Annotated in this window: 17 protein-coding genes; 9 read left to right on the top strand and 8 right to left on the bottom strand. The window is 64.8% G+C overall.

All coding sequences use genetic code 11. The features are described from left to right. Nucleotides 1-84: 84 nt before the first annotated feature. Entirely contained in the window at nucleotides 85-2,340 is a 2,256-nt protein-coding gene (locus ABB29_RS00290; protein ID WP_083487306.1) for a S9 family peptidase, read from the bottom strand. After that, complete coding sequence (locus ABB29_RS00285; protein WP_057656611.1) at nucleotides 2,337-3,065, bottom strand: glutathione binding-like protein; 729 nt, start codon at nucleotides 3,063-3,065, stop codon at nucleotides 2,337-2,339. Before ABB29_RS00285 ends, ABB29_RS00290 begins: the two co-directional genes overlap by 4 nt. Before the next feature lie 177 nt (nucleotides 3,066-3,242). Here ABB29_RS00285 and ABB29_RS00280 point away from each other — a divergent pair, with 177 nt between their 5' ends. Then, the gene (locus ABB29_RS00280) at nucleotides 3,243-3,797 is read left to right on the top strand and encodes a TIGR00645 family protein (RefSeq protein ID WP_057656789.1); all 555 of its coding nucleotides are present in this window, start codon (nucleotides 3,243-3,245) and stop codon (nucleotides 3,795-3,797) included. 50 nt (nucleotides 3,798-3,847) lie between these two features. Then, on the top strand, nucleotides 3,848-6,043 hold the full coding sequence (gene uvrD, locus ABB29_RS00275) for a DNA helicase II (protein WP_057656610.1): 2,196 nt from the start codon (nucleotides 3,848-3,850) through the stop codon (nucleotides 6,041-6,043). A gap of 27 nt (nucleotides 6,044-6,070) precedes the next feature. On the opposite strand, the gene ABB29_RS00270 is transcribed toward uvrD, so the two are convergent. After that, nucleotides 6,071-6,373 (bottom strand): DUF2782 domain-containing protein, encoded by a 303-nt coding sequence (locus tag ABB29_RS00270; RefSeq protein WP_057656609.1) that lies wholly within the window; start codon nucleotides 6,371-6,373, stop codon nucleotides 6,071-6,073. A gap of 93 nt (nucleotides 6,374-6,466) precedes the next feature. Here ABB29_RS00270 and polA point away from each other — a divergent pair, with 93 nt between their 5' ends. The 3 genes from polA to ABB29_RS00255 all read left to right on the top strand — a co-directional run bounded on the left by polA (nucleotide 6,467) and on the right by ABB29_RS00255 (nucleotide 12,460). Then, nucleotides 6,467-9,196 (top strand): DNA polymerase I, encoded by a 2,730-nt coding sequence (polA, locus tag ABB29_RS00265; RefSeq protein ID WP_057656608.1) that lies wholly within the window; start codon nucleotides 6,467-6,469, stop codon nucleotides 9,194-9,196. A 533-nt stretch (nucleotides 9,197-9,729) separates the two neighbouring features. After that, a complete protein-coding gene (locus tag ABB29_RS00260; protein ID WP_057656607.1) occupies nucleotides 9,730-11,475 on the top strand; it encodes a DUF3300 domain-containing protein in 1,746 nt (581 codons plus the stop codon). A 76-nt stretch (nucleotides 11,476-11,551) separates the two neighbouring features. Beyond that, nucleotides 11,552-12,460, top strand: coding sequence for a DUF2950 domain-containing protein (locus ABB29_RS00255; RefSeq protein ID WP_057656606.1), 909 nt, complete (start codon nucleotides 11,552-11,554; stop codon nucleotides 12,458-12,460). 209 nt (nucleotides 12,461-12,669) lie between these two features. Here the strand turns inward: ABB29_RS00255 and hemF are convergent, their stop codons facing one another. The 3 genes from hemF to ABB29_RS00240 all read right to left on the bottom strand — a co-directional run bounded on the left by hemF (nucleotide 12,670) and on the right by ABB29_RS00240 (nucleotide 16,635). Beyond that, nucleotides 12,670-13,575 carry an oxygen-dependent coproporphyrinogen oxidase gene (hemF, locus tag ABB29_RS00250; protein ID WP_057656605.1) on the bottom strand — a complete coding sequence of 302 codons (906 nt, stop codon included), beginning with the start codon at nucleotides 13,573-13,575 and terminating at the stop codon, nucleotides 12,670-12,672. Nucleotides 13,576-13,708: 133 nt separating this feature from the next. Further along, a complete protein-coding gene (locus tag ABB29_RS00245) occupies nucleotides 13,709-14,269 on the bottom strand; it encodes a hypothetical protein (protein WP_057656604.1) in 561 nt (186 codons plus the stop codon). A 5-nt stretch (nucleotides 14,270-14,274) separates the two neighbouring features. Further along, complete coding sequence (locus ABB29_RS00240) at nucleotides 14,275-16,635, bottom strand: alpha/beta hydrolase family protein (RefSeq protein ID WP_425414708.1); 2,361 nt, start codon at nucleotides 16,633-16,635, stop codon at nucleotides 14,275-14,277. A gap of 202 nt (nucleotides 16,636-16,837) precedes the next feature. Here ABB29_RS00240 and ABB29_RS00235 point away from each other — a divergent pair, with 202 nt between their 5' ends. Together ABB29_RS00235 and ABB29_RS00230 are read left to right on the top strand one after the other, a co-directional pair. Further along, nucleotides 16,838-17,095 carry a YcgL domain-containing protein gene (locus tag ABB29_RS00235; protein ID WP_057656602.1) on the top strand — a complete coding sequence of 86 codons (258 nt, stop codon included), beginning with the start codon at nucleotides 16,838-16,840 and terminating at the stop codon, nucleotides 17,093-17,095. After that, a complete protein-coding gene (locus ABB29_RS00230) occupies nucleotides 17,088-20,396 on the top strand; it encodes an ankyrin repeat domain-containing protein (protein ID WP_057656601.1) in 3,309 nt (1,102 codons plus the stop codon). The genes ABB29_RS00235 and ABB29_RS00230 overlap by 8 nt, the downstream gene beginning before the upstream one ends. Before the next feature lie 102 nt (nucleotides 20,397-20,498). Here ABB29_RS00230 and ABB29_RS00225 read toward each other — a convergent pair whose 3' ends face one another. After that, on the bottom strand, nucleotides 20,499-22,325 hold the full coding sequence (locus tag ABB29_RS00225; RefSeq protein ID WP_057656600.1) for a monovalent cation:proton antiporter-2 (CPA2) family protein: 1,827 nt from the start codon (nucleotides 22,323-22,325) through the stop codon (nucleotides 20,499-20,501). Between the two features lie 169 nt (nucleotides 22,326-22,494). Here ABB29_RS00225 and ABB29_RS00220 point away from each other — a divergent pair, with 169 nt between their 5' ends. Further along, nucleotides 22,495-23,325, top strand: a complete 831-nt coding sequence (locus ABB29_RS00220) for an energy transducer TonB (RefSeq protein ID WP_157062420.1) — start codon at nucleotides 22,495-22,497, stop codon at nucleotides 23,323-23,325. A gap of 501 nt (nucleotides 23,326-23,826) precedes the next feature. Further along, entirely contained in the window at nucleotides 23,827-24,708 is an 882-nt protein-coding gene (locus tag ABB29_RS00215; protein ID WP_057656598.1) for an energy transducer TonB, read from the top strand. A 219-nt stretch (nucleotides 24,709-24,927) separates the two neighbouring features. On the opposite strand, the gene ABB29_RS00210 is transcribed toward ABB29_RS00215, so the two are convergent. Beyond that, nucleotides 24,928-25,794, bottom strand: a complete 867-nt coding sequence (locus tag ABB29_RS00210) for a DUF2306 domain-containing protein (protein WP_057656597.1) — start codon at nucleotides 25,792-25,794, stop codon at nucleotides 24,928-24,930. Between the last annotated feature and the right edge of the window lie 174 nt (nucleotides 25,795-25,968).

Here is a 25,968-nt window from a genome sequence, read left to right as displayed (position 1 = left end):
GGTCCTGCAAAACGCCGGCGAAGTTGTCGAATGATGTCGGTTGTCCAGCGGAGCAAGCTCCGCTCTACGGGGTGTTGAGGTTGCCTACGGTTGCGGTTGCAGGCAGCGGTTGAAGAAATCCGCGGTCAACTTGTAGCGATGCAATGCATCCTTGCCACGCAGGCCGTGCTTGGCGCCGGGATAGGTCATCAGTTCGAACGGCTGCGCGCGTTTCTGCAATGCGCTCATGACCGCGGTCGAATTGGTGAACAGCACGTTGTCATCGGCCATTCCGTGCAGCAGCAGCAAGCGCGATGTCAGGCCGTCGATATGGCTCAGGATGCGTGCTTCCTGGTAACCGGCGACGTTGTCCTTCGGCAGGTCCATGTAGCGCTCGGTGTAATGAGTGTCGTACAAGGCCCAGTCGCTGACCGGCGCGCCGGCCACGCCACAGGCGTAGCTGGCGGAGGCCTTCGACAACAGCATCAGGGTCATGTAGCCGCCGTTGGACCAGCCGTAGACGCCGATGTGCTGGCCATCGACCCACGGTTGCGACTTCAGGAACTGCACGCCTTTCAGCTGATCTTCTACTTCCACCGTACCCTGCTTGCGGAACAGGGCATGGCCGAATCTGGCGCCGCGGCGCGGGGTGCCGCGATTGTCGAGCGAAAACACCAGGTAACCGTGCTGGGCCAGGTACTGGTCGAAGTTGGGCGCCCAGCTCTGGGTCACGGTCTGGCTGGCCGGACCGCCGTAGACGTTGACCACCACCGGGTACTTTTTCGATGGATCAAAATCGCTCGGTTTGATCAGGCTGTAATGCAGCACCTGTCCGTCACTGGCTTTCAGTTCGCCGAACTCAATCGGCCGGTGTGCGGCCTTGAAGCGTGCATACGGATGATCCGGTTGCGACAGATCGTTTTCGATCAGCGCGGTAATCAGACTGCCATCGGCGCGATGCAGCTCGACCTGCGGCGGCGTGCTCGGATTCGACCAGCTGTCGATATAGACCTGCGCGTTCTTGCTGAAGGCGATGTTGTGCATGCCTGCTTCGCGGGTCAGCTGCACTGGTTCGCCGCCGGCCAGCGGCACCGCGTACAGCTGCCGCTGCAACGGCGAAGCCCTGGTCGCAGTGAAATAGACCATGGCGTTGTCTTCATCGACGCCGGCCACGTCTTCAACGGTCCAGTCGCCGGAGGTCAACTGGGCCAGTTGTTTGCCATCGCCGTCGTACAGGTACAGATGCTCGAAGCCGGATTTTTCCGAGCTCCAGAGGATGCGGCCATCATCGAGGAAGCGCAGGTTGTTGTTCAGCGGTACCCAGGCCTTGCTGGTTTCGGTGATCAAGGTGCGCTGTTTGCCGCTGTCGAGGTCGGCCTCGATCAGTTCCAGCGTGCGCTGGTTGCGGCTCTGCCGCTGGAAGGTCGGATGCCGCGGGTCGCGCCAGTCGACACGGGCCAGGTAGATGTCCGGGTTGTCGCCCAGATCCAGCCAGCGGGTCGTGCCGCCGGCAGGCGACACCACGCCCAGCTTGACCAGCACATTGGCATCACCGGCCGCCGGGTAGCGCTGCTCGACGATTTCGGTGCGATCCGGATAAACCTCGAAGCGCTTCTGCACCGGCACCGGGGTTTCGTCGATGCGGGCGAAGGCGATGGCCGAATCGTCCGGCGCCCACCAGTAGCCGGTGTGGCGATCCATTTCCTCGTCGGCGACGAACTCGGCCACGCCGTTGCCGATCGGGCCGTCATCGGAACCATCCGCGGTCAGCTGCGTCTGCTTGCCATTGGCAAGATTGATCACCCACAGGTTGCGGTTGCGGATGAAGCTGACGAAGCCGCCTTTCGGCGAGACCTTGGGATCGGTGGCGAAACCTTCGCCATCGGTCAGCTTGCGCACGGCGCTGGCGCCGCTTCTGGCCAGGTCATACAGGTACAGCTCGCCGCCCAGCGGGAACAGCAACTGCTGGCCATCGGGCGAGAACTGGTAATCGACGATGCCGGACAGGGCCGAGATGCGCTGGCGTTCGCGACGCGCCTTTTCCTCGTCACTCAGGGTTTCGACACCCGGCAGCACGACCTTGGAATCGACCAGCATCCGGGTCTGGCCGCTGGCGATGTCGTACTCCCAAAGATCCAGCTGGAAGCGGTTGTCGTCCTTGCCGCGCAGGAAGGTCACCCGCTTGCCATCCGGCGAGGTCTTGGGCTTCATCAGCGACGGGCCCGACAGCGGCGCATCGCCGGTCAGCGCTTCCAGGGTCAGTTTTTGCGGAGTGGCAGCGGTCATCGGGGAATTTTTGGCAATGACGGGAACACTGGCCGCCAGGCAGGCGCCCAGCAACAACAACGGAAGTGATTTCATGCGGTTTTCGGCCCCTGGTTGGAGGTCTGGTTGAACAGTTGCCGGCGCTCTTCCTCGCTCAGTGGCTGGCCGGCTTTCGGATTGACCTTGGGGCCCCATTCGTAAGCTCGAATGGTGGCCGGTCGCGCTGCGATCAGTGCATGCCAGCGCTTGATGTTGGGGTACTTGTCCAGGTCTGGCATGCGCTTCTCGTAGACCTTGATCCACGGATAGATCGCCATGTCGGCGATGCTGTAGTCCTCGCCGGCGACAAACCGGCTCTTGCCCAGTTGCTGGTCGAGCACGCCATGCAGGCGGTCGACTTCATTGTTGTAGCGTTCGATGGCGTAGGGCACCGGTTCCGGCGCGTAGACGTTGAAATGGCCCATCTGCCCGGTCATCGGCCCCAGCCCGCCCATCTGCCAGAACAGCCATTCCATGGTCCGCACCCAGCCGCGCATGTCCGCCGGCAGGAACTGACCGGTTTTCTCGGCCAGATACAGCAGGATCGCACCGGATTCGAACACGCTGACCGGCTCGCCGCCCTTGGCCGGCGCATGGTCGACGATTGCCGGCATCTTGTTGTTGGGCGAAATGGCAAGGAATTCCGGCTTGAACTGATCACCGGCGCCGATATTGACCGGCTTGATGGTGAAATCCAGGCCATGGCCGACCTCATCCAGTTCTTCCAGCAACAGGGTGACTTTGTGGCCGTTGGGAGTAGGCCAGTAATACAGGTCAATCATGGGTCGGCTCCGGATTAACAAACAAAGAGTGTAGAACGTGCCACGCTTTCTTGCCGAGCCGCCAGGCCCGATCGCCATGCCTGGCAAGGCGAGTGCCACGCCGGGCTGGATGGGCGCTTGGCAGCGGCCGGCGCGGCCGGTACCCTGCCGCATCCCGCATTTTGTGATGACGACCACATGTCCGACACGCCGCAGCCCCGTCTTGGCTATCTGCCGACCCTGATCTTCGCCTCGCGCTGGCTGCAGCTGCCGTTGTACCTGGGCTTGATCGTGGCCCAGGGCGTGTACGTGGTGCTGTTCATGAAGGAGCTCTGGCACCTCATCAGCCATGCCGCCGAATGGGGCGAGCAGCAGATCATGCTGATGGTGCTGGGCCTGATCGACGTGGTGATGATTTCCAACCTGCTGGTGATGGTCATCGTCGGCGGCTACGAAACCTTCGTCTCGCGCCTCAACCTGAAAGGCCATCCCGACCAGCCGGAGTGGCTGAGCCACGTCAACGCCAGCGTGCTCAAGGTCAAGCTGGCGATGGCGATCATCGGCATTTCCTCGATTCACCTGCTCAAGACCTTCATCGCCATCAATGCGCTGGGCACCGATGGCTCGGACTACACCACCGCCGGAGTGATGTGGCAGACCATCATCCACTGCGTGTTCATCCTGTCGGCGATCGGCATCGCCTATACCGACAAGCTGATGTCGCAGGTCGCGGCCAGGCCCAAGGCCCATTGAACGCGGTGCCGTCTCAGCGGCTGAGGCGGCGGACAGGGTAAAATGGCGCGGTGGATGTCTCTCACTTACTCGATGATCTGAACCCCGCGCAGCGCGAAGCCGTGTCCGCCCCGCCCGGCCACTATCTGGTCCTGGCCGGCGCCGGCTCCGGCAAGACCCGGGTACTGACCCACCGCATCGCCTGGCTCAACGAGGTCCATGGCGTGCCCAGCCACGGCATCCTGGCGGTGACCTTCACCAACAAGGCCGCCGGCGAAATGCGCGCGCGCACCGACGCGCAGCTGCGCAATGGCAGCCGTGGCATGTGGATCGGCACCTTCCACGGCCTGGCCCATCGGCTGCTGCGCCTGCACTGGCACGAAGCCCGGCTGCCGGAAGCCTTCCAGGTGCTCGACAGCGATGACCAGATCCGCCTGGTCAAGCGGGTGGTGCAGCAACTGGAACTGGACGAGGCACGCTTCCCGCCACGGCAGATTGCCTGGTGGATCAACGCGCAGAAGGACGAAGGCCGGCGCGCCGAGAACATCCAACCCGGCGACGATGCCTGGATGGAAACCCTGCGTAGGGCCTATGTGCTGTACCAGGAGCGTTGTGATCGGGCCGGCCTGGTCGACTTCGCCGAACTGCTGCTGCGCGCGCACGAGCTGCTGCGCGACAACAGTGCGCTGCTGGCGCACTACCGCGCCCGTTTCCAGGAACTGCTGATCGATGAGTTCCAGGACACCAACGCCATCCAGTACGCCTTCGTGCGGGTGCTGGCCGGCGATAGCGGGCGGGTGTTCGTGGTCGGCGACGATGACCAGGCGATTTATGGCTGGCGCGGCGCCAAGGTCGAGAACGTGCAGCGTTTCCTCAAGGATTTCCCCGGCGCCAGGACCATCCGCCTGGAGCAGAACTACCGTTCCAGCGCCAACATCCTCAACGCCGCCAACGGCGTGATCGCCCACAACCCCGGCCGCATCGGCAAACAGTTGTGGACCGATACCGGCGACGGCGACCCGATCGACCTGTACGCGGCCTATAACGAAATCGACGAGGCGCGCTTCGTCGTCGAACGCATCCGCCAATGGGTACGCGATGGCGGCAGCATCAGCGATGCGGCCATCCTCTACCGCAGCAACGCCCAGTCGCGGGCGTTTGAAGAAGCGCTGCTGTCCGAACAAGTGCCGTACCGCGTCTACGGTGGCATGCGCTTCTTCGAGCGGGCTGAAATCAAGGACACCCTGGCCTATCTGCGGCTGATTGCCAACCGCAACGATGACGCGGCATTCGAGCGCGCGGTCAACACGCCGACCCGCGGCATTGGCGATCGGACCATGGACGAAGTGCGCCGCCGCGCCCGCCAGGACGCGATATCGCTATGGGACGCGGCGCGCCTGCTCAGCAACGGCGGCGAACTCGCCGGGCGCGCGCGCAACGCGCTGGCTGGCTTCCTTACCCTGATCGATACCTTGGGCGAAGAAACCCTCGAGCTGGATCTGAAGGACAAGATCGACCACGCGCTGATGCGCTCGGGCCTGCGTGATCACTACGACAAGGAAAGCAAGGGCCAGCTGGATTCGCGCACCGACAACCTCGACGAACTGGTCTCGGTGGCATCGCGCTTCGTCCGTCGCATCGAAGACGAGCTGAACCAGGACGACGAGCAGGAAATGAGCGAGCTGGTCGCGTTCCTCGCTTACGCCGCGCTGGAGGCTGGTGAAGGCCAGGCCCAGGCCGGTGAGGAGGGCGTGCAGTTGATGACCCTGCATTCGGCCAAGGGGCTGGAATTCCCGCTGGTGTTCCTGGCCGGGCTGGAAGAAGGGCTGTTTCCCAGCAACAAGTCGCTGGACGAGAGCGGGCGGCTGGAAGAAGAGCGCCGGCTGGCCTATGTCGGCATCACCCGCGCGCGGCAGAAGCTGGTGATCAGCTATGCCGAAGCACGCCGCCTGCATGGCCAGGACATGTACGGGATTCCGTCGCGGTTCCTGCGCGAGGTGCCATCGGGCCTGTTGCACGAAGTGCGGCCCAAGGTCCAGGTATCACGGGTGGCCAGCTACAGCCCGCGGCCGCGCCAGGACCTGGGCCACGCCAGCATCGAAGTGCCGGCGATCAAGCTCGGCCAGAGCGTCACCCACGCCAAGTTCGGCAGTGGCGTGGTCACTGATTACGAGGGCAGCGGCGCCCACGCCCGCGTGCAGATCAATTTCGACAACGATGGCAGCAAGTGGCTGGTGCTGGCCTATGCCAACCTGCAGCTGGGCTGAGTCCGGCACTGGCCGCGCGACAACGCGTTACCAGCCGTAGATCTTCCAGTACACCGGCGACACGTCGCCATCCTTGCTCTTGTCCAGGCGGCCGTCGCCGTTTTCGTCATACAGGTAATAGGCAGCGCCGATGGCCGGGGTCACCTTGACCATCCGCAACTGGCCGCCGACCCGGTATTCCTCGATCACGTCACCATTCTTCTCGGTCTTCACCGCCACCTGGGCATCGGCCAGGTCGATGTCGGGGGCGACCGCCTGATCGGTACTGGCGCAGGCGCTCAGCAGCAGGGCGAGGGCGATTGCCGATGCGCGCGGGGATGGGAGCCACATGGGCATTCTCCAGATAGGCCGGTGGCTGATTATGCGGCATGCGCGGGCAATCTGCCGTGACGGCGACCGTCGTGGCCGGCGTAGAATTGGGGCATGAAACGACTTGTCCTGATTGACGGTTCCAGCTATCTGTTCCGCGCATTCCATGCGTTGCCGCCGCTGACCAATGCCGATGGCGAGCCGACCGGCGCGCTGTTCGGCGTGGTCAACATGCTGCGGGCGACGCTGAAGGAGCAGCCCGATTGCGTGGCCTTCGTGCTCGACGCCAGCGGCCCTACCTTCCGCGACGAGCTGTATCCGGAATACAAGGCCAACCGGCCACCGATGCCCGAGGACCTGCGTGCCCAGATCGATCCGATGATCGCGATTGTGCAGGCGCTGGGCTTCCCGCTGCTGCGGGTGCCCGGGGTCGAGGCTGATGACGTGATCGGCACGCTGGCACTGCAGGCCGCCGAGGCTGGCATGGAGGTCACCATTTCCACCAGCGACAAGGATTTCGCCCAGCTGGTGCGGCCCGGCATCGCGCTGGTCAATACCATGAGCGGCAGCCGGCTGGACTCGGACGAGGCGGTCATCGCCAAGTTCGGCGTGCGCCCGGACCAGATCATTGATTACCTGGCGATCATGGGCGACAGCGTCGACAACGTGCCCGGAGTCGAGAAGTGGGGCCCCAAGACCACCGCCAAGTGGCTGGTCGAACACGACAGCCTGGATGGCATCTGCGCCAACGCCGACGCCATCAAGGGCAAGGCCGGCGAACATTTCCGCGCGGCGATGTCGCGGCTGCCGCTGAACCGGCAGCTGGTGACCATCAAGACCGACGTGGCCCTGGACGCTGGCCCCGACACGCTGGCCCTGCGCGAGCGCGATGCCGACAGCCTGCGCGGTCTGTATGCGCGCTACGGCTTCAACCAGGCATTGAAGGAGCTGGACGCCGTCACTGGCGAGCCGGCCGCGGCGGCGGCAGGCAAGTCCGCCGTCAGCACCCCGGCGCCGGATTCGGCGCTGGCTTCGCCTGGCCAGTACAAGGCCGTGCTGACATCGTCGCAACTGCAGGCCTTGCTGGATGAATTGCAGGGCGCCGGGCAGTTCGCCTTCGATACCGAAACCGATTCGCTGGACCCGCTGCAGGCCAATCTGGTCGGCCTGAGCTTCTGCGTGCATCCGGGCGAAGCGGTGTACATCCCGTTGGCGCACGACTATCCGGGCGCGCCGCCACAGCTGGAGATGGCCGCGACCCTGGCCGCGCTCAAGCCGGTGCTGGAGGATCCGCAGCGCCGCAAGCTGGGCCAGCATGGCAAGTACGATCTGCATGTGCTCGGTCGCCACGGCATCGACGTGCAGGGATACGACGACGACACCATGCTGCAGAGCTTCGTCCTCAATTCCACCGCCAGCCGCCATGACATGGACTCGCTGGCCAAGCGCTACCTGGGCTACGACACCATCAAGTACGCCGATGTCGCCGGCAAGGGTGCCAAGCAGATACCGTTCTCGCACGTGGCGCTGGATGACGCCACCCGCTATGCCGCCGAGGATGCTGATATCACCCTGCGCCTGTACCGGGTGCTGTCGGCGCAGCTGGCCTCGCAACCGGCGCTGGAGAATGTGTACCGCAGCATCGAAATGCCGCTGGTGCAGGTACTGCGGCGGATCGAAGGCAATGGCGTGCGCATCGACATGGATGAACTGCGTCGGCAGAGCGCCGATCTGTCCAAGCGCATGCTGGCCGCGCAGCAGAAAGCGACCGAGCTGGCCGGGCGCAGCTTCAACCTGGATTCGCTCAAGCAGCTGCAGGCGCTGCTGTTCGACGAGCTCGGCCTGCCGGCCCTGGTCAAGACCCCGAAGGGCCAGCCTTCGACCAACGAAGAAGCACTGGAAGCGATCGCCGACCAGCACGAGCTGCCACGGGTGATCCTGGAATACCGCGGCCTGGCCAAGCTGCGCAGCACCTATACCGACAAGCTGCCGGAAATGATCAATCCGGACACCGGCCGCGTCCACACCAGCTACCACCAGGCCGGCGCGGCGACCGGACGGCTGTCTTCATCGGACCCCAACCTGCAGAACATCCCGATCCGCACCGACGACGGCCGTCGCATCCGCCAGGCCTTCGTGGCGCCGCCCGGCCGCAAGCTGATCGCCTGCGACTATTCGCAGATCGAATTGCGGATCATGGCCCACCTGTCCGACGACCCCGGGCTGGTGCGCGCGTTCGAGTCCGGCGCCGACGTGCACAAGGCGACCGCGGCCGAGGTGTTCGGCAAGTCCATCGACCAGGTCAGCGGCAACGAACGGCGCGCAGCCAAGGCGATCAATTTCGGCCTGATGTACGGCATGAGCGCCTTCGGCCTGGCCCGCCAGCTCGGCATCGGCCGGGGCGAGGCGCAGGACTACATCGCCCTGTACTTCAGCCGCTATCCGGGGGTACGCGATTTCATGGAGCGGACCCGCCAGCAGGCGCGCGAGCAGGGCTATGTGGAAACCGTGTTCGGCCGCCGCCTGTATCTGGAATACATCCACAAGGGCACTGCCGGCCAGAAGGCCGGCGCCGAGCGTGCGGCGATCAACGCGCCGATGCAGGGCACCGCCGCCGACATCATCAAGCGGGCGATGATCGATGTTGACGGCTGGCTGGCCGCTCACCGCGACCGTGCGTTGATGATCATGCAGGTACACGACGAACTGGTGTTCGAGGCGGATCAGGATTTCGTCGATGTACTGGTCGCCGAAGTGGTGCAACGCATGTCTTCGGCTGCGCAACTCAACGTTCCGCTGGTGGTGGATACCGGCGTTGGTGACAACTGGGATCAGGCACACTGACGCTGTCGTCGCGAAAAAAATGATGTGGAACAGCGAGTTGAAAAAAGTGAATTAGACTTGCGTATATATCCGTCAAAAAGCCGACGATTAATACAGGTGAATCGTCAATAAATATTACGGATTCTTAACCATAATCTTCACGAACCATCCATGTGGAAAGTGGTCATATAGGTCGCGACAGATGCAAGGTCTGTCGCTGGATCTCTCCCATCCCCTGGAGTGATCTCTGGAACGGCAACCCCTCCCCAGGTTCCGTTCCTCTGGCCCCGCCGACCTCCCCCTGGTCTGCGGGGCTTTTTATTGGCCGTTTTCCCATTCATGGGGGGCAGCGTGCGACCCATTTCCGCCCTCATCGCCAGCCCCGCGGCGGTCACTGGCCGAAAACATGACTCGGCGTATACTCACATCGCCCGGTGCACTGAAGGTGACCGAACAGGGCATCACCGGATGTGATCAAGGAACACCGGACGTCAGCCAGCCGCCATCGAAACTGGCTGCCACGACCCTGGTCCATTTCGTAGGAGACGAAGCAGATGCGCCATCCCCGTCGCTACGCCCTCGCCACGGCCCTGGTGCTGCTGGTGGGATGCTCGCGTGATGAATCGACGACGCCGGCCGCCACGCCGGCGCCTGCCACGCCCGCCACCACAGCTGCCGACACCGCGCAGCCGCCGGCCAACGCACCCGACCGCGTATTCAGCCAGGAAGAGCTCGACCAGATGGTCGCGCCCATCGCGCTGTATCCGGACCCGTTGCTGGCCCAGGTATTGATGGCATCAACCTATCCGGGCGATGTCGCCGACGCCGCCAAATGGTCGGCGGCACATCCTGATGCCACCGGCGACGCGGCGGTCAAGCAGGTTGCCGAGCAGCCCTGGGATCCCAGCGTGCAGTCGCTGGTGGCGTTCCCGCAGGCTTTGGCCACCCTCGAGCAGGACCCGGCCTGGGTGACCCGCCTGGGTGATGCCTTCCTGGCCCAGCCCGATGAAGTGATGGACGCGGTCCAGCGTCTGCGCCGGCAGGCGCAGTCAGCCGGCACCCTGAGTTCCAACGAATACCAGAACGTCAGCGAGCAGACGGTGGCAACCGATCCGCCCCCTGCCGCCACCAGCGGCACCCAGACCACCGTGGTCGAACAGGCGCCGGCCAGTGAACAGGTCATCGTGATCCAGCCCAGCGATCCACAGACCGTCTACGTGCCCAGCTACAACCCGACCACCGCTTATGGCAGCTGGCCCTATCCGTCCTATCCACCAGCGTATTACCCGCCACCGCCGCGCTACTACCCGGTTGGCGACGCGCTGCTGACCGGGATGGCGTTCGGTGTCGGCGTGGCGGTGGTTGATTCGCTGTGGGGCGAGCCGCACTGGGGCTATCACGACTACGGATACGGCGGCCACAACTACGTCGACATTGACGTCAACCGCTACAACAACATCAACGTCAACAATCGCCGCGACATCAACCAGTCCAACTGGAGCCACAACGCGGTCAACCGTGATGGCGTGCCCTACCGTGATCGCAACAGCCGCCAGCAGTATGGCCGCAACCTGGAGGGTGAGCGCGGTCGTGAAGCCTTCCGTGGCGACGATCCGCAGCGCGCCGAAGCCCGGGCCAAGGCGCGCAGTTCGATGGACAGCCGTGGGCTCAATGCCGCCACCAGCAATCGCGATGCACTCAACAGCGCCCGCGAAGCCAACCGCAGCGGTGGCGTACCCGCCGGTGACGCCCGTGACCGCGCCCGCGATGCCGCCGCCGGTCGTACCGCTGCCGGTGGCGGTGATGCCCGCGAACATGCACGCGAGGTGGCCGCCAACCGCACCGCTGGCAGCGGCGATGCCCGTGACCACGCCCGTGACGTAGCCGCCAACCGCACCGGCGGTGGCAACAATGACGCGCGCCAGCGGGCCCAGTCGGCGGCCCAGAAAGCCTCCAGCAACCCGCAGGCACGCCAGAAAGCCCAGACTGCGGCGAGCAAGGCCAGGACCAGTCCCAAGGCTTCGCAGGCGGCAAACCGGGCCAAGAGCAACCGCAGCAGCCAAGCCAACAGCCAGGCCCGCAGCCAGGTGCGCAAGCAGGCGGCGCCGCAACACACCGCGCCCAAGAACAATGCCTTCCAGGGTGCCAGTCGACCGAATGCCACCCATGCGCAGGCCAGTCGCGGGCATGCCAGCCAGGCCGCCGCGCGCAAGCCGCCGGCTTCGCGTCCGCCGGCCAGGCAGGTCAGTCGCCCGGCCCATCCGCCGCAGCGTTCCGGTGGCGGTGGACGCCGTCGTTGAACCTGCAGCCCGCCAGCGCGCTGGTCGCCAGCGCGCCTATTTGAGCAGCCATGGCAAACAAACAAGGAGTTGCACGATGAAACCACGCTTGCATTCACTGGCGCGCGCGCTGTTGATGACTTCCACGCTGCTGGCCTCGCCCTGGCTGTTGGCCCAGCAGGCCTACCCGACCCCCGAGGAAGCCGGCCAGGCACTGGTCACCGCGCTGGGCACCGACAAGGCCGATGCCGCGCAGATGAAGGCCCTGCTTGGCCCGCAATGGGCTGACTACGTGCCGACCGAGGGCATCGCCCGCAAGGATGTTGATTATTTCCTCAGCGCCTATCGCACCCGCCACAGCATCCAGATGGATGGCGATCAGGCGCACCTGGTGGTCGGCGAGGGCAACTGGACCCTGCCGGTGCCGCTGTCGAAGAGCGCCGATGGCTGGCATTTCGACCCCAAGGCCGGGGCCGATGAAATCCGCGCCCGCCGGATTGGCGACAACGAACTGCTGACCCTGCAGTCGGTGCTGGCTTACCACGATGCGCAGATGGAATATGCCGAGCGCGATCACGACGATGACGGCGTGCTCGAATACGCCCAGCACATCCTCAGCAGCGATGGCACCCATGATGGTTTGTACTGGCCGGATCAGGGCGACGACATCAGCCCGCTCGGACCGCTGTACGCCGATGCCACGCCGGGGGCCGACTGGCATGGCTACCGCTTCCATATCCTCGATGGCCAGGGCCCGTCGGCACCGGGCGGCGCCTACAGCTATCTGCTGGGCGAGGACATGAGCCGCGGCTTTGCCCTGGTCGCCTGGCCGGCACAGTACGGCGACAGCGGCATCATGAGTTTCATGATCAGCCACGATGGCCAGGTGTTCCAGAAGGATCTGGGTGCCGACAGCGAGAAAATCGCCAAGGCGATGACCACCTTCGATCCGGACAGCAGCTGGGAAGAAGTCGCACAGCCGCAACTGGCACCGGTTTCACCCTGATCCGCGACCACCCGCGAAGCGCAAACCGGGCGACGACATAAAAAAACGCTGGAATCCATCCGATGGATTCCAGCGCTTTCAGCACATCCCTGTGCGACGTCCATGTCAGGTTTTTCGCCGCTCCCGGCGGCTAGCCCCCTTGCGGGGGCGGGAGCGACAAAACGCATCGCCTTGGCCGCGACATCCTTGCCGCTGGCCAGCGTGTCAGGTCAAGCCGTCAACCAGTCACGCGGTTTCAGGTAATCGGCCAGCGCCTGCTCGGCGCTGCCGGGTTCGGGGACGAAGCCATATTCCCAGCGCACCAGCGGTGGCAGGCTCATCAGGATCGATTCGGCGCGGCCACCACTCTGCAGTCCAAACAGGGTGCCACGGTCGTAGACCAGATTGAATTCGACATAACGACCACGGCGGTACAGCTGGAAATCGCGTTCGCGCTGGCCGTGCGGCGTCTGCTTGCGGCGCTCGACCAGCGGCAGATAGGCATCCAGGAAGCCGTCGCCAACGGCGCGCATATAGGCAAAATCCTGGTCGAAGTCATTACCCAGATCATCAAAGAACAGACCGCCGACGCCGCGGGTTTCATTGCGGTGCTTGAGGAAAAAATACTCGTCGCACCAGCGCTTGTGCGCGTCGTAGCGGACCTGGCCGCCAAACGGTTCGCATAGATCACGGGCGACCTGGTGCCAGTGGCGCACGTCTTCGTCGAACGGATAGAACGGGGTCAGATCGAAACCGCCGCCAAACCACCATGCCACCGGCTGACCATCGCGCTCGGCGCGGAAGTGGCGGACGTTGGCATGTGTCGTCGGCAGATACGGATTGCGTGGATGGAACACCAGCGAGACGCCCATCGCCCGCCACTGCGCGCCGGCCAGTTCGGGCCGATGCACCGACGCCGATGGCGGCAGCTGGGTGCCGCGCACGTCGGAAAAGCCAATCCCGGCCTGTTCGAACACCGCGCCCTCGCGCAGCACCCGGGTCCGGCCACCACCACCTTCGGCGCGCTGCCAGACGTCTTCACTGAAGCGGGCGCTGCCGTCGGCGTGTTCGATGGCCTCGCAGATACGGTCCTGCAGGCCGGTCAGATAGTCGCGGACGTGACTGATCTCTCTCATATCGCTAGTCTACCCCTGCCCCTTGATGGTGCATTGATTGTGATCAATCGGGCATTATCGGTGGCCGGCGGTAGTCGCGGCCAGCCTGGGGCGCGCACCCGCACGCGCTGGCAAGGCAATCAGCGCTGGGCGATCAGCGCTCGAACTCGGCACGGATCGCCGGCGTGCACAGCTTCCAGCACAGATACAGGTGCAGCACGCAGATCATCGCGACGCCGGCATAGAGGGTGATGCTCAGGGCTGACTGCAGGGTTGCGATGGCCGGATCGATGCTGGCCGGATCCAGCCCCGACAACTGCCTGGCCCAGGCCATCATGCCGGCGAAGGCGACCGCACCGGCGACGGCCATCGCCGCGCCGGCCAGCAGCAGGGCGATGAACGCCCGCCGCGCCCAGTCCCGCCGCTGCAGCAGCCGCCACGAAACCCAGGCCGTGATCACGCTGGACAGCAACGAGGCCAGCAGCAATGCCTGGCTGTGGCGCAGGCTCCACTCCAGCAGCGGCGGCAACTGGATCTGCGGCGCCATGCCCTGCAGCAACGCCATCGGCGTCGGCCCGGACGGCGTCACCAGCCACGCCAGCGCCTGCAGCAGGCCACTGGCGATGCCAAGCACGGCCATCGCCAGCGACAGCCACGCCAGCACCGTCACGAATTGCGAACGCGGTGCGGCGGGCAGTGGCGGCGGTAGCGGCATCAGGCTTACTTCAGATTGCTTTCGAACAGCTTGAGGATGCGCTTGTACTCGTCCAGCCAGGAATCGGCGCGGGTGAAGCCATGCGGTTCCAGCGGATAGGGGGCGATTTCCCAATTGTCCTTGTGCAACTCGATCAGCTTCTGGGTCAGCACCACCGAGTCCTTGAAGAACACATTGTCATCGACCATGCCGTGCGCGATCAGCAGGTGATCCTGCAGGCCGCCGGCATATTCGATGGGCGAGGAGACGCGATAGGCCTCCGGATCGATGTCGGGGGTGTTGAGGATGTTGCTGGTGTACTCGTGGTTGTACTGGGTCCAGTCGGTGACCGGACGCAGCGCGGCACCGGCCTTGAACACGCCCGGCTCGCGGAACAGCGCCATGAAGGTCATGAAGCCGCCGTAGCTGCCGCCATAGATGCCGGCGTGGTCGCGGTCGCCCTGCTTGTTGGCGACCAGCCAGTCCAGCCCGTCCAGGTAATCCTCAAGTTCCGGATGACCCATGTTGCGATAGATCGCCGTGCGCCAGTCGCGACCGTAGCCTTCGCTGCCGCGGTAATCCATGTCCAGCACGATGTAGCCCTTTTGCACCAGCAGGTTGTGGAACATCTGCTCACGGAAATAAGCCGGATAGCGCATGTGCACGTTCTGCAGGTAACCGGCACCATGCACGAACATCACGATCGGATACTGCTTGCCCGGCTGCAATTGCGCCGGGCCGTAATACTTGGCCCAGACATGGCCGGCACCGTGCGAGGACGGCACCTGCACGATCTGCGGCTGGATCCAGTCGCGCGACTTGAACGCGGCGGTACGGGTATCGGTCAACTGGCGCGCACCGCTGCCGTCGATGCCGACCACGCTGATCTGGGTGGGCAGATAGGCGCGTGAATGGCGCACCAGCAACTGCCGGCCGTCGGGCGACAGGCTGAAGCTTTCAACGCCGTCCAGGGCGGTGACTTCACGCACCTGGTCGCTGCCCAGGTCGAGCTGGCAGACTTCGTAATCGGCCGGACGCTCACGGTTGCACAGGAAATACGCGCTGCGGCCGTCACTGCTGATATCCGGCGCCGACACTTCCCAGTTGCCCGAGGTGTGCTGGCGGGCCTTGCCGCTGCCCTGCTGGGTATAGAAGTGCGAATGGCCATCCTGTTCCGACAGCAGCCACAGCGTGCGGTTGTCGGGCAACCAGCCGAACTCGTTGAAGCCCCAGTTGATCCAGGCCGCATCGGTCAGCCGGTGGCGTGGCTGCAGGCGTGCCTTGTCGAAATCGACGCTGGCAATCCAGCGATCCTTGTTGTCGATGGAATGGATCTGCACCGCCACCTGCTGGCCGTCGTCGGACCAGATCATCGCCTGGCCGGTGCTGTCGTTCTCGATCCGCACCGGGCGGTTGCCCTTCAGCGCCTCCTGGCCAGCCTGCTTGCGCAGCTTGGCCAGCGGATCCTGGTCGATGCCCGGCAGACTGGAAAAATCCAGTGCCCTGACCGTGCCGCTGGCAACATCGACCAGCCACAGCGACTGCGCGACCGGTGCATTGTGGCCGACGCGGGTGCGGACTTCCTTGAATTCCTCATAGCCGGATTCGGTGACGTACTGCGGCATCTTGCCGGCCTTGCCCGCATCGGCGTCCTTTTCCTGGGTGACCACCAGCAAATGGCGGCCATCCGGCGACAGCGAGCTGTCGACGATTTCAACCTTGTCGCCCAGATAGGCCGGCAAGGGCGCCCGGGTCGGGTCGGCCTTGCGCCAGGCTTCGGCCTGCTGCTTGGCCGCCTCGCGCAGAGACTTGTCTTTTTCCAGGGTGGACAGCATCCGCAGTTGCTGCGCGCGCAGGCCATCGGGCTTGTCGGCATCGGCTGGGTCCTTTTCCGCCTTCAGGTCACTGGCCTCGCTGACGCCGCTGCCCTGCGACCACTGGTACCACTGGTTGTCGACCCGCCAGATGGCGCCGCCATTGCTGCTGAAGCGCGGCTCGGCTTCGGTTTCATTGCTGCGGCTGAGCTGGGTCAGGCTGCCGCTGCGCAGGTCGCGCAGGAACACATCGCCGTTGCGCACGAACAGCATCCGCTGGCGGTCATGGTCATAGACCGGGTGGGACGCATCCAGCTGGCTGCGCTGGGCGGCATCGACCAGGGTCGGGGCGCCGCCGCCGACCGGCTGCCGGTAGGTATCGCGGACCAGGCTGGCATCGCGCTTGATTTCGTACTGCACCTGCTGGCCATCCCATGCCCACCAGGCGTCCTCCACTGGCGGCCCGATCCAGTCCGGATCGGCCATCACCTGCTCGATGGTCAGCGGCGTGGTGTCCTGGGCGAGGCTGGGCACAGCGGCCAACAGCGTCAATGGCAGCAGCAATGCAGGCAAAACGTGGCGCATCGGAAGTCCGGTCGGTTGCATGAACCGGCAAGCGTAGCAGCCGCCGGCCGGCCCTGGCCTGCGCCGTTGGTCACGGCAAGCGTGACTCTACTCAACACTTCACACACATCACTGAATCAGCGCGGGTTTCACGAGGCGGTCATTTACTCCACAATTCCATGTCCCCCTAAACCCTGGTGCTGCCGGCCAAATGCAAGCCTACGTCTACAAGAGCCAGCGAAAAGCCGACACCTATGTTTACCTGGCCTGCCGTGATGATTTCGAATCACTGCCCGACGCGCTGCGAGATTCGCTGGGCCGGCTCGAATTCGTGCTGGACGTGGCCCTGACCCCGGAGCGCAAGCTGGCCCGGGTCGATGCAGCGGTGGTCCGCGACAATCTGGCGCAGCAGGGCTATCACCTGCAATTTCCACCGGTGCACGAAGGCAGCGATCTCGCCGATGCCTGACAACCGCGTCGTTTCCCTGCGCAAGGCAAGCGCGATTGCATTGGCCACGGCGAGCGTGCTGTGGCTGCTGGCCGGTTTCGGCGGCATCGTCGCCGCGGTGATGGTGTGCCTAGCGCAGCCGGCCTGGGCGCTGGCGGTGTCGTGGCAGCGTGACACCCGCCGCGCACCGTCGCGGTTGCGCCTGCAACAGGACATTCCCGGTCTGCTGCTGGCCTGGACTGCTGCCTTTGCCATTGCCGGCGCCCTGCTGGCGTGGCCGCTGGCTGCGGTGCGCGACAGCGGCAGCCTGCCGGCGACGATGGCACTGAGCGCGGTGATCGGCCTGCTGCTGATTGGACTGTGGCGGACCTGGCCTTTGTGGCAGGAACTGGAACGCGAAGGCGGGGCCCTGGCATCGCGCTGGCGGCTGCTGGCCGAACGTGACTTCCATGCGTGGCGAGGCCTGGGGGTGGCGGCGCTGGTCGCAACCCAGCTCGGCATCGGTCTGCTGCTGGCATGGCCGGGGCTGCTGGCCGAAAGCAACCGCTGGACACTGGCGGTGGCCGGTGTACTGCTGTCGCCGGCATTGCACTGGGGCCTGCAGCGGGTGGTAGCCGCGCGTGGCCTGCCGGTGGTGCAGATGCCGGCTCCAGTCGCCAGCGCGGATACGGCTGCGCCGGTTGAAGAACATCCCAATCTCGACCACGCCCTGTTCGAGGCCGCCCGCGGCGGCCGTGTCGAACGCGCGCTGGAACTGCTCGATGCCGGCGCTGATGCCCATGCATTGCCGGCGCCGGGCTCGCGTGATCAGCGCAGCCTGGGGGTGTTGGCGGCGGTATTGCCGGATCTGCGCCTGCTGCGTGCGCTGATTGCGCATGGTGTCGACCTCAACCACAGCCATGCCGGGCTGACACCTTTGCTGGCCGCTACCCGCGACAGCTGGCATGGCCGCCCGGATGCGGTGACCACGCTGCTGGCCAACGGCGCCGACCCGCGGGTCGCCGACAACGAAGGCAACACCCCGCTGCACCATGCCGCACGCAGCTCCGATCCCGGTGTAGCGGCGCTGCTGCGCGATGCCGCCGCCGACATCGACGCACTCAATCATGAGGGCCAGTCGCCGTTGGCGATTGCCTGCATCGCCGGCAACTGGCGCTTGGCCAGGTTCCTGCTGGAGCGCGGCGCCAAGCCCGAACCCGCTGCCGGCCAGCCGGCATTGCTGGCTGCGGCGGCCACCGACGAGGACGACCCGGCAGGCGTGTTGCTGCTGCTCAAGCACAAGGCCAGGGTCGCCACCCGCGATACTCGCCAGCGCACTGCGCTGCATCAGGCCGCGCAGGCCGGCAACGTCGAAGTGGTCGATGCCCTGCTGGCGGCCGGTGCAGAGGTCAACGTGGCCGATGCCGAAGGTCGCACGCCATGGCTGGAAGCGGCCCGTGCCGGGCGCATCGCGGTGCTGGAAAAACTGGCCGAGGCGAATGCCGACGTCGCCGCGGTCGATGCCGAACAGCGCAACGCTGCATGGCTGGCCTGCAGCGGCGAGCTGGTCTCGCCGGCGCTGTTGCGGCGACTGCTGGAATGGGGCGTCGATGCCGACCAGGCCGACAGCCACGGCAAGCGCGCGGTGGATATTGCCGCCGCCGCCGGCCGCTGGAGCATTGTCAGCGCCCTGGACCCGACCTATCCGCTGCCCAGCGCGGTGACCGCGCAGGACGAACAGGTATTGCCTGACCGGGCGCCGATCGCGGTGGTGCGCGAAGCGCTCAAGGCCGGCAATGCCGATGCCTCGCTGGCGTCGGTGCTGGCCCTGTGCAGCGCACGTGACCTGGGCAATCTGCTGCACGCACCGGACCTGGCGCTGGTACCCGGCCATGTCGAGTGGCTGCTGCGGCATGGGGCAGCAGCCGAAACCACCGATGCGGTCGGCGACACGCCCTTGTTCGCATTGCTGTCGCGTGGCGCCGAAGCGGTGCCGGCGGTACAGGTTTACCTGCGCCATGCGGTATCGCCGGCCGGCGCCGGTGGCCTGGCGCGATTCCTCAGTGCCTGTGCCCAGGCCGACGTCGGCCATCGCGGGCTCGAGCAGTTCGCACTGGAACTGCTCGAGCGCGGTGCCGATCCGTTCGCCGCCGCTGGCGTGCACGGCGATCCAAACCTGTCGCTGGCGGTACGGCTGGGCTGGTCACGGTTGCTGGACCGGTTGCTGGACATCGGCGTCGATCGCGAAGCCCGCGACAGCCACGGCATGACCGCCCTGCATCTGGCCGCCGCGCTGGAACGCGAACCGGCACTGAAACAACTGATCGCCAAGGGCGCCAGCCCGACCGCGCGCGCTGCTGACGGGCAGACCCCGCTCGGGGTGGCGCTGGCCAGTGGCCGGCGGGATCTGGCCGATTGGCTGGATTGGCGTGGCTGGCCGCTGCCCAGGCGCGCGCTGCGCGAGGCGGATCTGCCGGCCGCGGCGATGCAGGGCGATGCCGATGCGGTTCGCCGGCTGCTGGATCTGGGCTTTGCGGTGGACGCACCCGACGCGCAGGGCTGCACCGCCCTGTTACGCGCGGCCGGTGGCGGCCATCGGCAAGTGGTCGATCTGTTGATCGAACGCGGCGCCAATCCGCAACACGCCGCCGGCACCGGCGCCACGCCGTTGTCGGCGGCAGTCAGCATGCGCCAGGCCGACATCGTCGATGCCCTGTTGCAGGCCGGTGCCGACATCGAGCATCGGTTGCCCGGCGGGGTCACCGTGCTGATGCTGGCCGCCGCCCTTGGCCTGCCGGATATCGCCTCGCGCCTGCTCACCGCCGGTGCCGATGTCCACGCCGGTGATGCACAAGGATTGAGCCCGCTGCATTGCGCGGCGCTGTATGGCTTCACCGCACGCGATCGTGCGCGCCTGCTGGCGCTGTTCGATACCTTGCTGCTGTCCGGCGCGGCGCCGGACCCGGCGGGCTCAAGTCTGGCCATGCCCGGTTCGGTGACACCGCTGTTGCTGCTGCTGGGTGCGCGTGCCGAACCGGGCACGGCCTGCAACGAAGAAGTGGTGCTGGCCGGCCTGGAGCACCTGCTGGACGAAGACGTGTCGCTGGAAAGCCAGGATCCGCGTGGCTTCGGCCCGCTGCATCTGGCCGCATTGCATGGCCTGGTGAAGGTGGTGCAGCGGCTGTTGCGTGCAGGCGCTGATCCCGACCTGCGTGATGCGCTGAACCGCACCCCGCGCGAAATCGCGATCATGCGCGGCTTCGTCGACGTGGCTGCCGAGTTCATGCCGATGACACCCGGTGCCGGCGCATCGATGGCACGCTTCCTGCGCGATCAGCCCTGAGCCAGCGGTCCGCCGGCAGCAATGGCAGACCGCCGCTTCAACCCGACGGGTGCCGCGTCGCCAAGCGCGTGCCGATGCACGCCCGATCGCATCAGCGCCGTTTCAACTGGCCGATTCCTCGCCGGGCTGGCGTGACGAGGCAATCGTCGCCAACTGGCCTTCGCCGGCATCGGCATTGAGCAATTCTTCCAGTTCCTGACGCGCACTGACCGCGCTTTGCCGCAGGGCGTCCTCGTCATCGCGCACGGCATGCTGCGCGATCAGCAGGCGCTCGTCGTGGCTGGCAAACTGCTTGGCCATCCGATGCGCGGCTTCTTCGTTGACGCCAAGCGCCCGCAGCACTTTCTCGCCCGTGCGCAGGCTGGAATAGAACACTTCGCGGATCGGCTTGGCGCCCAGATCCATCAGCTCCCACGCCACCCGGCGGTCACGCGCCTGTACAAAGGTGGTTGCCTGCGGATACAGATGACGGATGACCTCGCTGACCCGCAGTGACTCGGCCGGGTCGTCGATCGCGATCACGAAGACCTCGACATACGCCGCGCCCGCCGAGCGCAGCAGGTCCGGTTTTGCCGGATCGCCGTAGTAGATGGTGTTGCCGAACCGGCGCGAGAAATCCAGCTGCTCGATGTCATGCTCGATGACGATGAACGGCAGCTTCTGGCTGGCCAGCAGGCGCGCGACCACCTGGCCGAAGCGGCCAAAGCCGGCAATCAGCACTTTCGGCTGACCATCCTCGGGCAAGGGGTCATATTCGCGCGTCTCGCGGCTCTTCGGTCCCGCACTGGCCCAGCGGGCAATGACGATCACCAGCAGTGGGGTCAGCGCCATCGACAGACCGACCGCGGCCACCAGCCGGTCGCGCGCCACCATGTCGATCACGCCGACCCGACTGGCTTCGGAAAACACCACGAAGGCGAATTCGCCGCCCAGCGCCAGCACCGCGCCCAGCCGCAATGATTCGCGGATGTCCAGACCGCCCGGACGGCGGCCGACCAGGTACAGGATCGCGAACTTGACGATCATCAGCATCGCCACCAGACCGGCGATGGTCATCGGCTCGGACAACACCCGCTGCAGATCGATGCTCATGCCCACGGCCATGAAGAACAGGCCCAGCAACAGCCCCTTGAATGGCTCGATCTGCGATTCCAGTTCGTGCCGGTATTCCGAGTCGGCCAGCAGCACCCCGGCCAGGAACGCGCCAAGACCGGCCGACAATCCCGCCACCTGCATGATCCACGCCGACCCCAGCACCGTCAGCAAGGCCGCACCGGTGAACACCTCCGGCATCTGCGAACGGGCGACAATACGGAATACCTGGCGCAGCAGCAGCCGGCCACCGATGGTCAGCGCGGCGATCGCGATCACCGCTTTGAGCACCAGCTCCCATAGCGGCGGGCCACCCTCGGTGGCGCCAGCGAGCAGGGGGATGGCAGCCAGCAAGGGAATCGCCGCCACGTCCTGGAACAACAGGATGGCGAATGCCAGCCGCCCATGCGGCGCGGTCAGCGATTTGCGTTCTGACAGCAGCTGCAGACCGACCGCGGTCGAAGACAAGGCCAGTCCCAGTCCGATCACCAGCGCCGCCTTCCACGACATCCCCGCCAGCAGGGTCAGCGCGGCCAGTGCCAGCCCGCTCAACAACACCTGCAGGCCACCGGCGCCGAACACCGGCTTGCGCATCACCCGCAACCGCGACGGCGACAACTCCAGGCCGATGACGAACAGCATCATCACCACGCCGATTTCGGCCGCGCCCAGGACCCGGTCGGCATCGGTGACCAGGCGCGCACCGTAGGGACCCAGCATCACCCCGACCACCAGATACGCCAGCACCGCGCCCAGGCCAAAGCGCTTGAACACCGGCACCGCGACCACCGCTGCCAGCAGGAATATCAATGTGATTTCTAGACCGCCGCTATGCATGATTCACCTCGCTGGCCATTATGGCCGAAGCCGGCGATGACGGCAGACCACGGCGATATTGGCACCACGACAGGAAAGAGGGGGCCCGGCCCAAAGTGGATTCACTCTCATTCAGCGGGGTAGGATGGGACAGGCCGCGACCAGCGGCGTGACCCTACAGGGAGGATCGATGCGCAGGATTATTCGGTTTGCATGCGTGTTGTTGTTTGCATGGGCGGGCGTCGTGCAGGCGCAGGCACCGGCCGTGGACACCGAAGCCGCGATGGTGGTTTCGGGTTCGATTACCGTCAACCCCGACGGCAGTCTGGTTGACTATCAACTGGACAAGGCCGACAAGATTTCACCCGGCGTCAAGGGCTTTCTGGATGAGAACATCCGCCAGTGGAAGTTCCAGCCTGTCCCCGGAGTGCCGGCCAATGCCATCGTCGTCAACGACATGAGCCTGCGACTGGTGGCCAAGCCGGCCGCCAATGGTGCGGTGCAGATAGCACTGACCGGATTCAACTTCTATCCGGTCAAGCAAAAGCAGCGTAAACGGACCAGAATGACTGCGCCGAGTTATCCAGTCGAGGCAGCACGTGCCGGTGTTTCGGCGGACGTCTATCTGGTCATGAAGGTCGATGGCGACGGACGGGTGCTCGATGTCATCGCCGAGCAGGTCAACCTGCAGGTGAAGGGTAGTGATGAGCAGATGCGCAAGTGGCGGAAGATGTTTGCCGACGCCAGCATCGACGCCGCCCGCCGCTGGAAAATCACCGCCGACGAAGACAAGCAGGCTGGCAGCTACCAAGTCCTGCGCGTGCCGGTCAGTTACTCGATGGGCCTCTCGCGGGCATACGGCCAGTGGATCGGTTACGTGCCTGGACCACGCGAAAGTACCGAATGGTCGATCGAAGGTCTCTCACCCGGCTTCTCGCCTGATGCGCTGGTTGACGGACTGGTCTACCAGGACGGACCGGGTACACTCAAGTTGCAGAGCGCGGCGATCGACAACGGCTGAGGCGATGACCGCTCACGCATAATGCAAAAAGGCCCCGCAATCGCGGGGCTTTTTTTACGGCATTGGGTTTCGTGCCAGACACACGTCGCCGGGTGACTCAGCGCGCGGTGCACGCAGCGCCGTCCAGTGCCGGCAGGCGGCACTGGATCAGCCGGCAAACAACGACAGCAGATGTCTGCCGTACTTGTCGCCCTGGGTGGCACTGACCACGATGATTGCGTAGGCGAATACGAGCGCGGTGGCGGCAAGCAGCATCAATGACCACTGGCAACACCGGTACACACGCAAGACAAAACGCTCGAAAGCCGGCACCTCGCTCACCGCTGCGACCAGGAATAACAATGTGAATTCTAGGCTGCCGCTATGCAGCGTGACCCGCTGGTCGCCATGGTCGAAGCGGGGGAGCCTCCATGTACTGCAATGGCAAGGCAAAAGTGTGAGGACTGCCGGTCATGTTGCTGCTATAACGCTGGTCCTCGGACGAACTTATGGATGAATGTGATGATCAAGGCATGGACTGGTTTGCTCTTGATGATGTGGGTTCTGTGTGGATCCGCTGATGCCTCCGCTGCAGGCAAGTCTGATCTGATCAAGCAGATTGAAGCCAGTATTCTGCTTACAGGCACTATTGATGTGGACTTGTTGGGAGAGGTGAAAAGCTATCACTTGAACTCCTTGGATAAAGTTCCGCAAAGCGTCCAGGGCTTTCTCGATAAGAGTATCAGAGCCTGGAAGTTCGATGTTACGGCGTTGCCTAATGCAATCGTCGGGCCCAACACAGTCCTGCGCAACCAGATGTCCTTGCGTGTCGTTGCGAAAGCTGACGATAAGAACAACTATGAAGTCCGTATCGCTGGCGCCAGTTTTCCGCCAGTTCTTGAAGAAAAGGAAGATATTCGTGCGGATGGAAAGCTCAAGCCCCCAGTCTATCCAGGGCAAATGGCAATGGCAGGAGCAAGAGCCACTACTTATCTGCTCCTCAAGATTGGCAAAGACGGTCAGGTCCAGGATGTGATTGCGGAGCAGGTCAACTTGAGGGCATTGGCGAACAGTGAGAAGCAGATGCAGCAATGGCGCGAGCTCTTTGCCCGCAATGCAATCGCTGCCGCGAGGAAATGGCGGTTTCTCATGCCTGCCGACATGGACGATTCCGAGATGGATTATCGTGTGGCCAGAGTCCCTATTGAATTCGCAATGTGGGGGGATGATGAAGATGCGGACGGCTGGGTTTCCTATGTTCCGGGTCCGCGCGCCGAAAATCCATGGCCAGAGCAGCATCGTCATGAGGGCTTTTCACCGGATGCGTTGGCATCAAATGGTATTTACATGCAAGATCAAGGCGGCCTGCGCCTGCTGAGTGAATTGCAGCCTGGTGACCAGTAGTTTATGTCGCGTCATGATCAAGACGGACGGGGACGCTCAAGTTGCGGAGGGCGGCGGTCGACAACGGCTGAGGCGATGACCGCTCACGCATAATGCAAAAAGGCCCCGCAATCGCGGGGCTTTTTTTAACTGCATCGTGTCCCGTGCCAGACACACGTCGCCGGGTGACTCATCGGGCGGTGCATGCAGCGCCGTCCAGTGCCGGCAGGCGGCACTGGATCAGCCGGCAAACAACGACAGCAGATGTTTGCCGTATTTGCCGCCCTGGGTGGCACTGACCACGATGATTGCGTAGGCGAATACGAGCGCGGCGGCGGCAAGCAGCAGCCGGGCCGGCCATCTGAAGGCCGCTGGCCAACGGCTGGGCCGGTGCAGGTTGCGGATGCAGCATTCGGCGACCAGCAGATTGGGGACGAAGAACAGATACAGGATGGCATGGTCGAACGGCCCCATCGTGTCGCCGCTGCCAATCCCGACCCCGCCGGCAAGATCCTTCCAGGCCCTGAACTCCAGATCGAACAGCCACGAGCCCAGCACCAGCGCGAACAGGCGGATGGCCCAGGCCCGGTGCTGGCTGAAACGTCTAGCGCGCGCGTGCACGAATGCCATCACCGCACTCGACATCATCAGCGCGCCCCAGATGCCGAAGGCAACCGATGCGGCCGGGACATAGGCGCCATGGCCAAGGATGAACGACAGGCCGCCACCGCCGGCCAGCAGCGCCGCGCTGACATAGACGCGACCGGTCCAGCGGTGGACGAGCCGATGCTCGGCGCGGATGCGGGCTGAGAACAGGATCGGCCAGGCCAGTACCAGGATCATGCCCGCCAGGAAATGGACGCCGATGCCGATGTTGGCGATCCACTCCGATGCGGTATGCATCGGCAGCCGCTCGATCAGTGCACGCCATTGACTGAAATTGGCAGGCGTCCGGCCAGTGGCGCGCAAGGCGATGTACAGGCCGAAGCCAGCCAGTCCAAGCCAGGTCGCCAGACGCAGGAAACGCCCCAGCCAATGAATAACCACATCTTCGAATACCGGCGCCCCGGTCGCTGCTGGCAGGCGCGCTTTTTGCTGCTTGGACATGGCACTGCTCCGTAGGGCTGGCGACCGGCAGCCTGGCACCGCCGCAGTGGCAAGTCCTCAGGCCAGTCGCAGGAAAGTCGCAGGGATGCCCATGGCCGGGCAGTGACATCCAACAGCAGTCGCGTCCGGCGAAGCGCGGCGTCGCGGCGCGCTTTGTGCCTATACTTTTGCCGG

This window comes from Pseudoxanthomonas dokdonensis, from assembly GCF_001431405.1.
Lineage (GTDB): Bacteria > Pseudomonadota > Gammaproteobacteria > Xanthomonadales > Xanthomonadaceae > Pseudoxanthomonas_A > Pseudoxanthomonas_A dokdonensis.
This window is presented reverse-complemented; position numbering and strand designations above follow the sequence as displayed.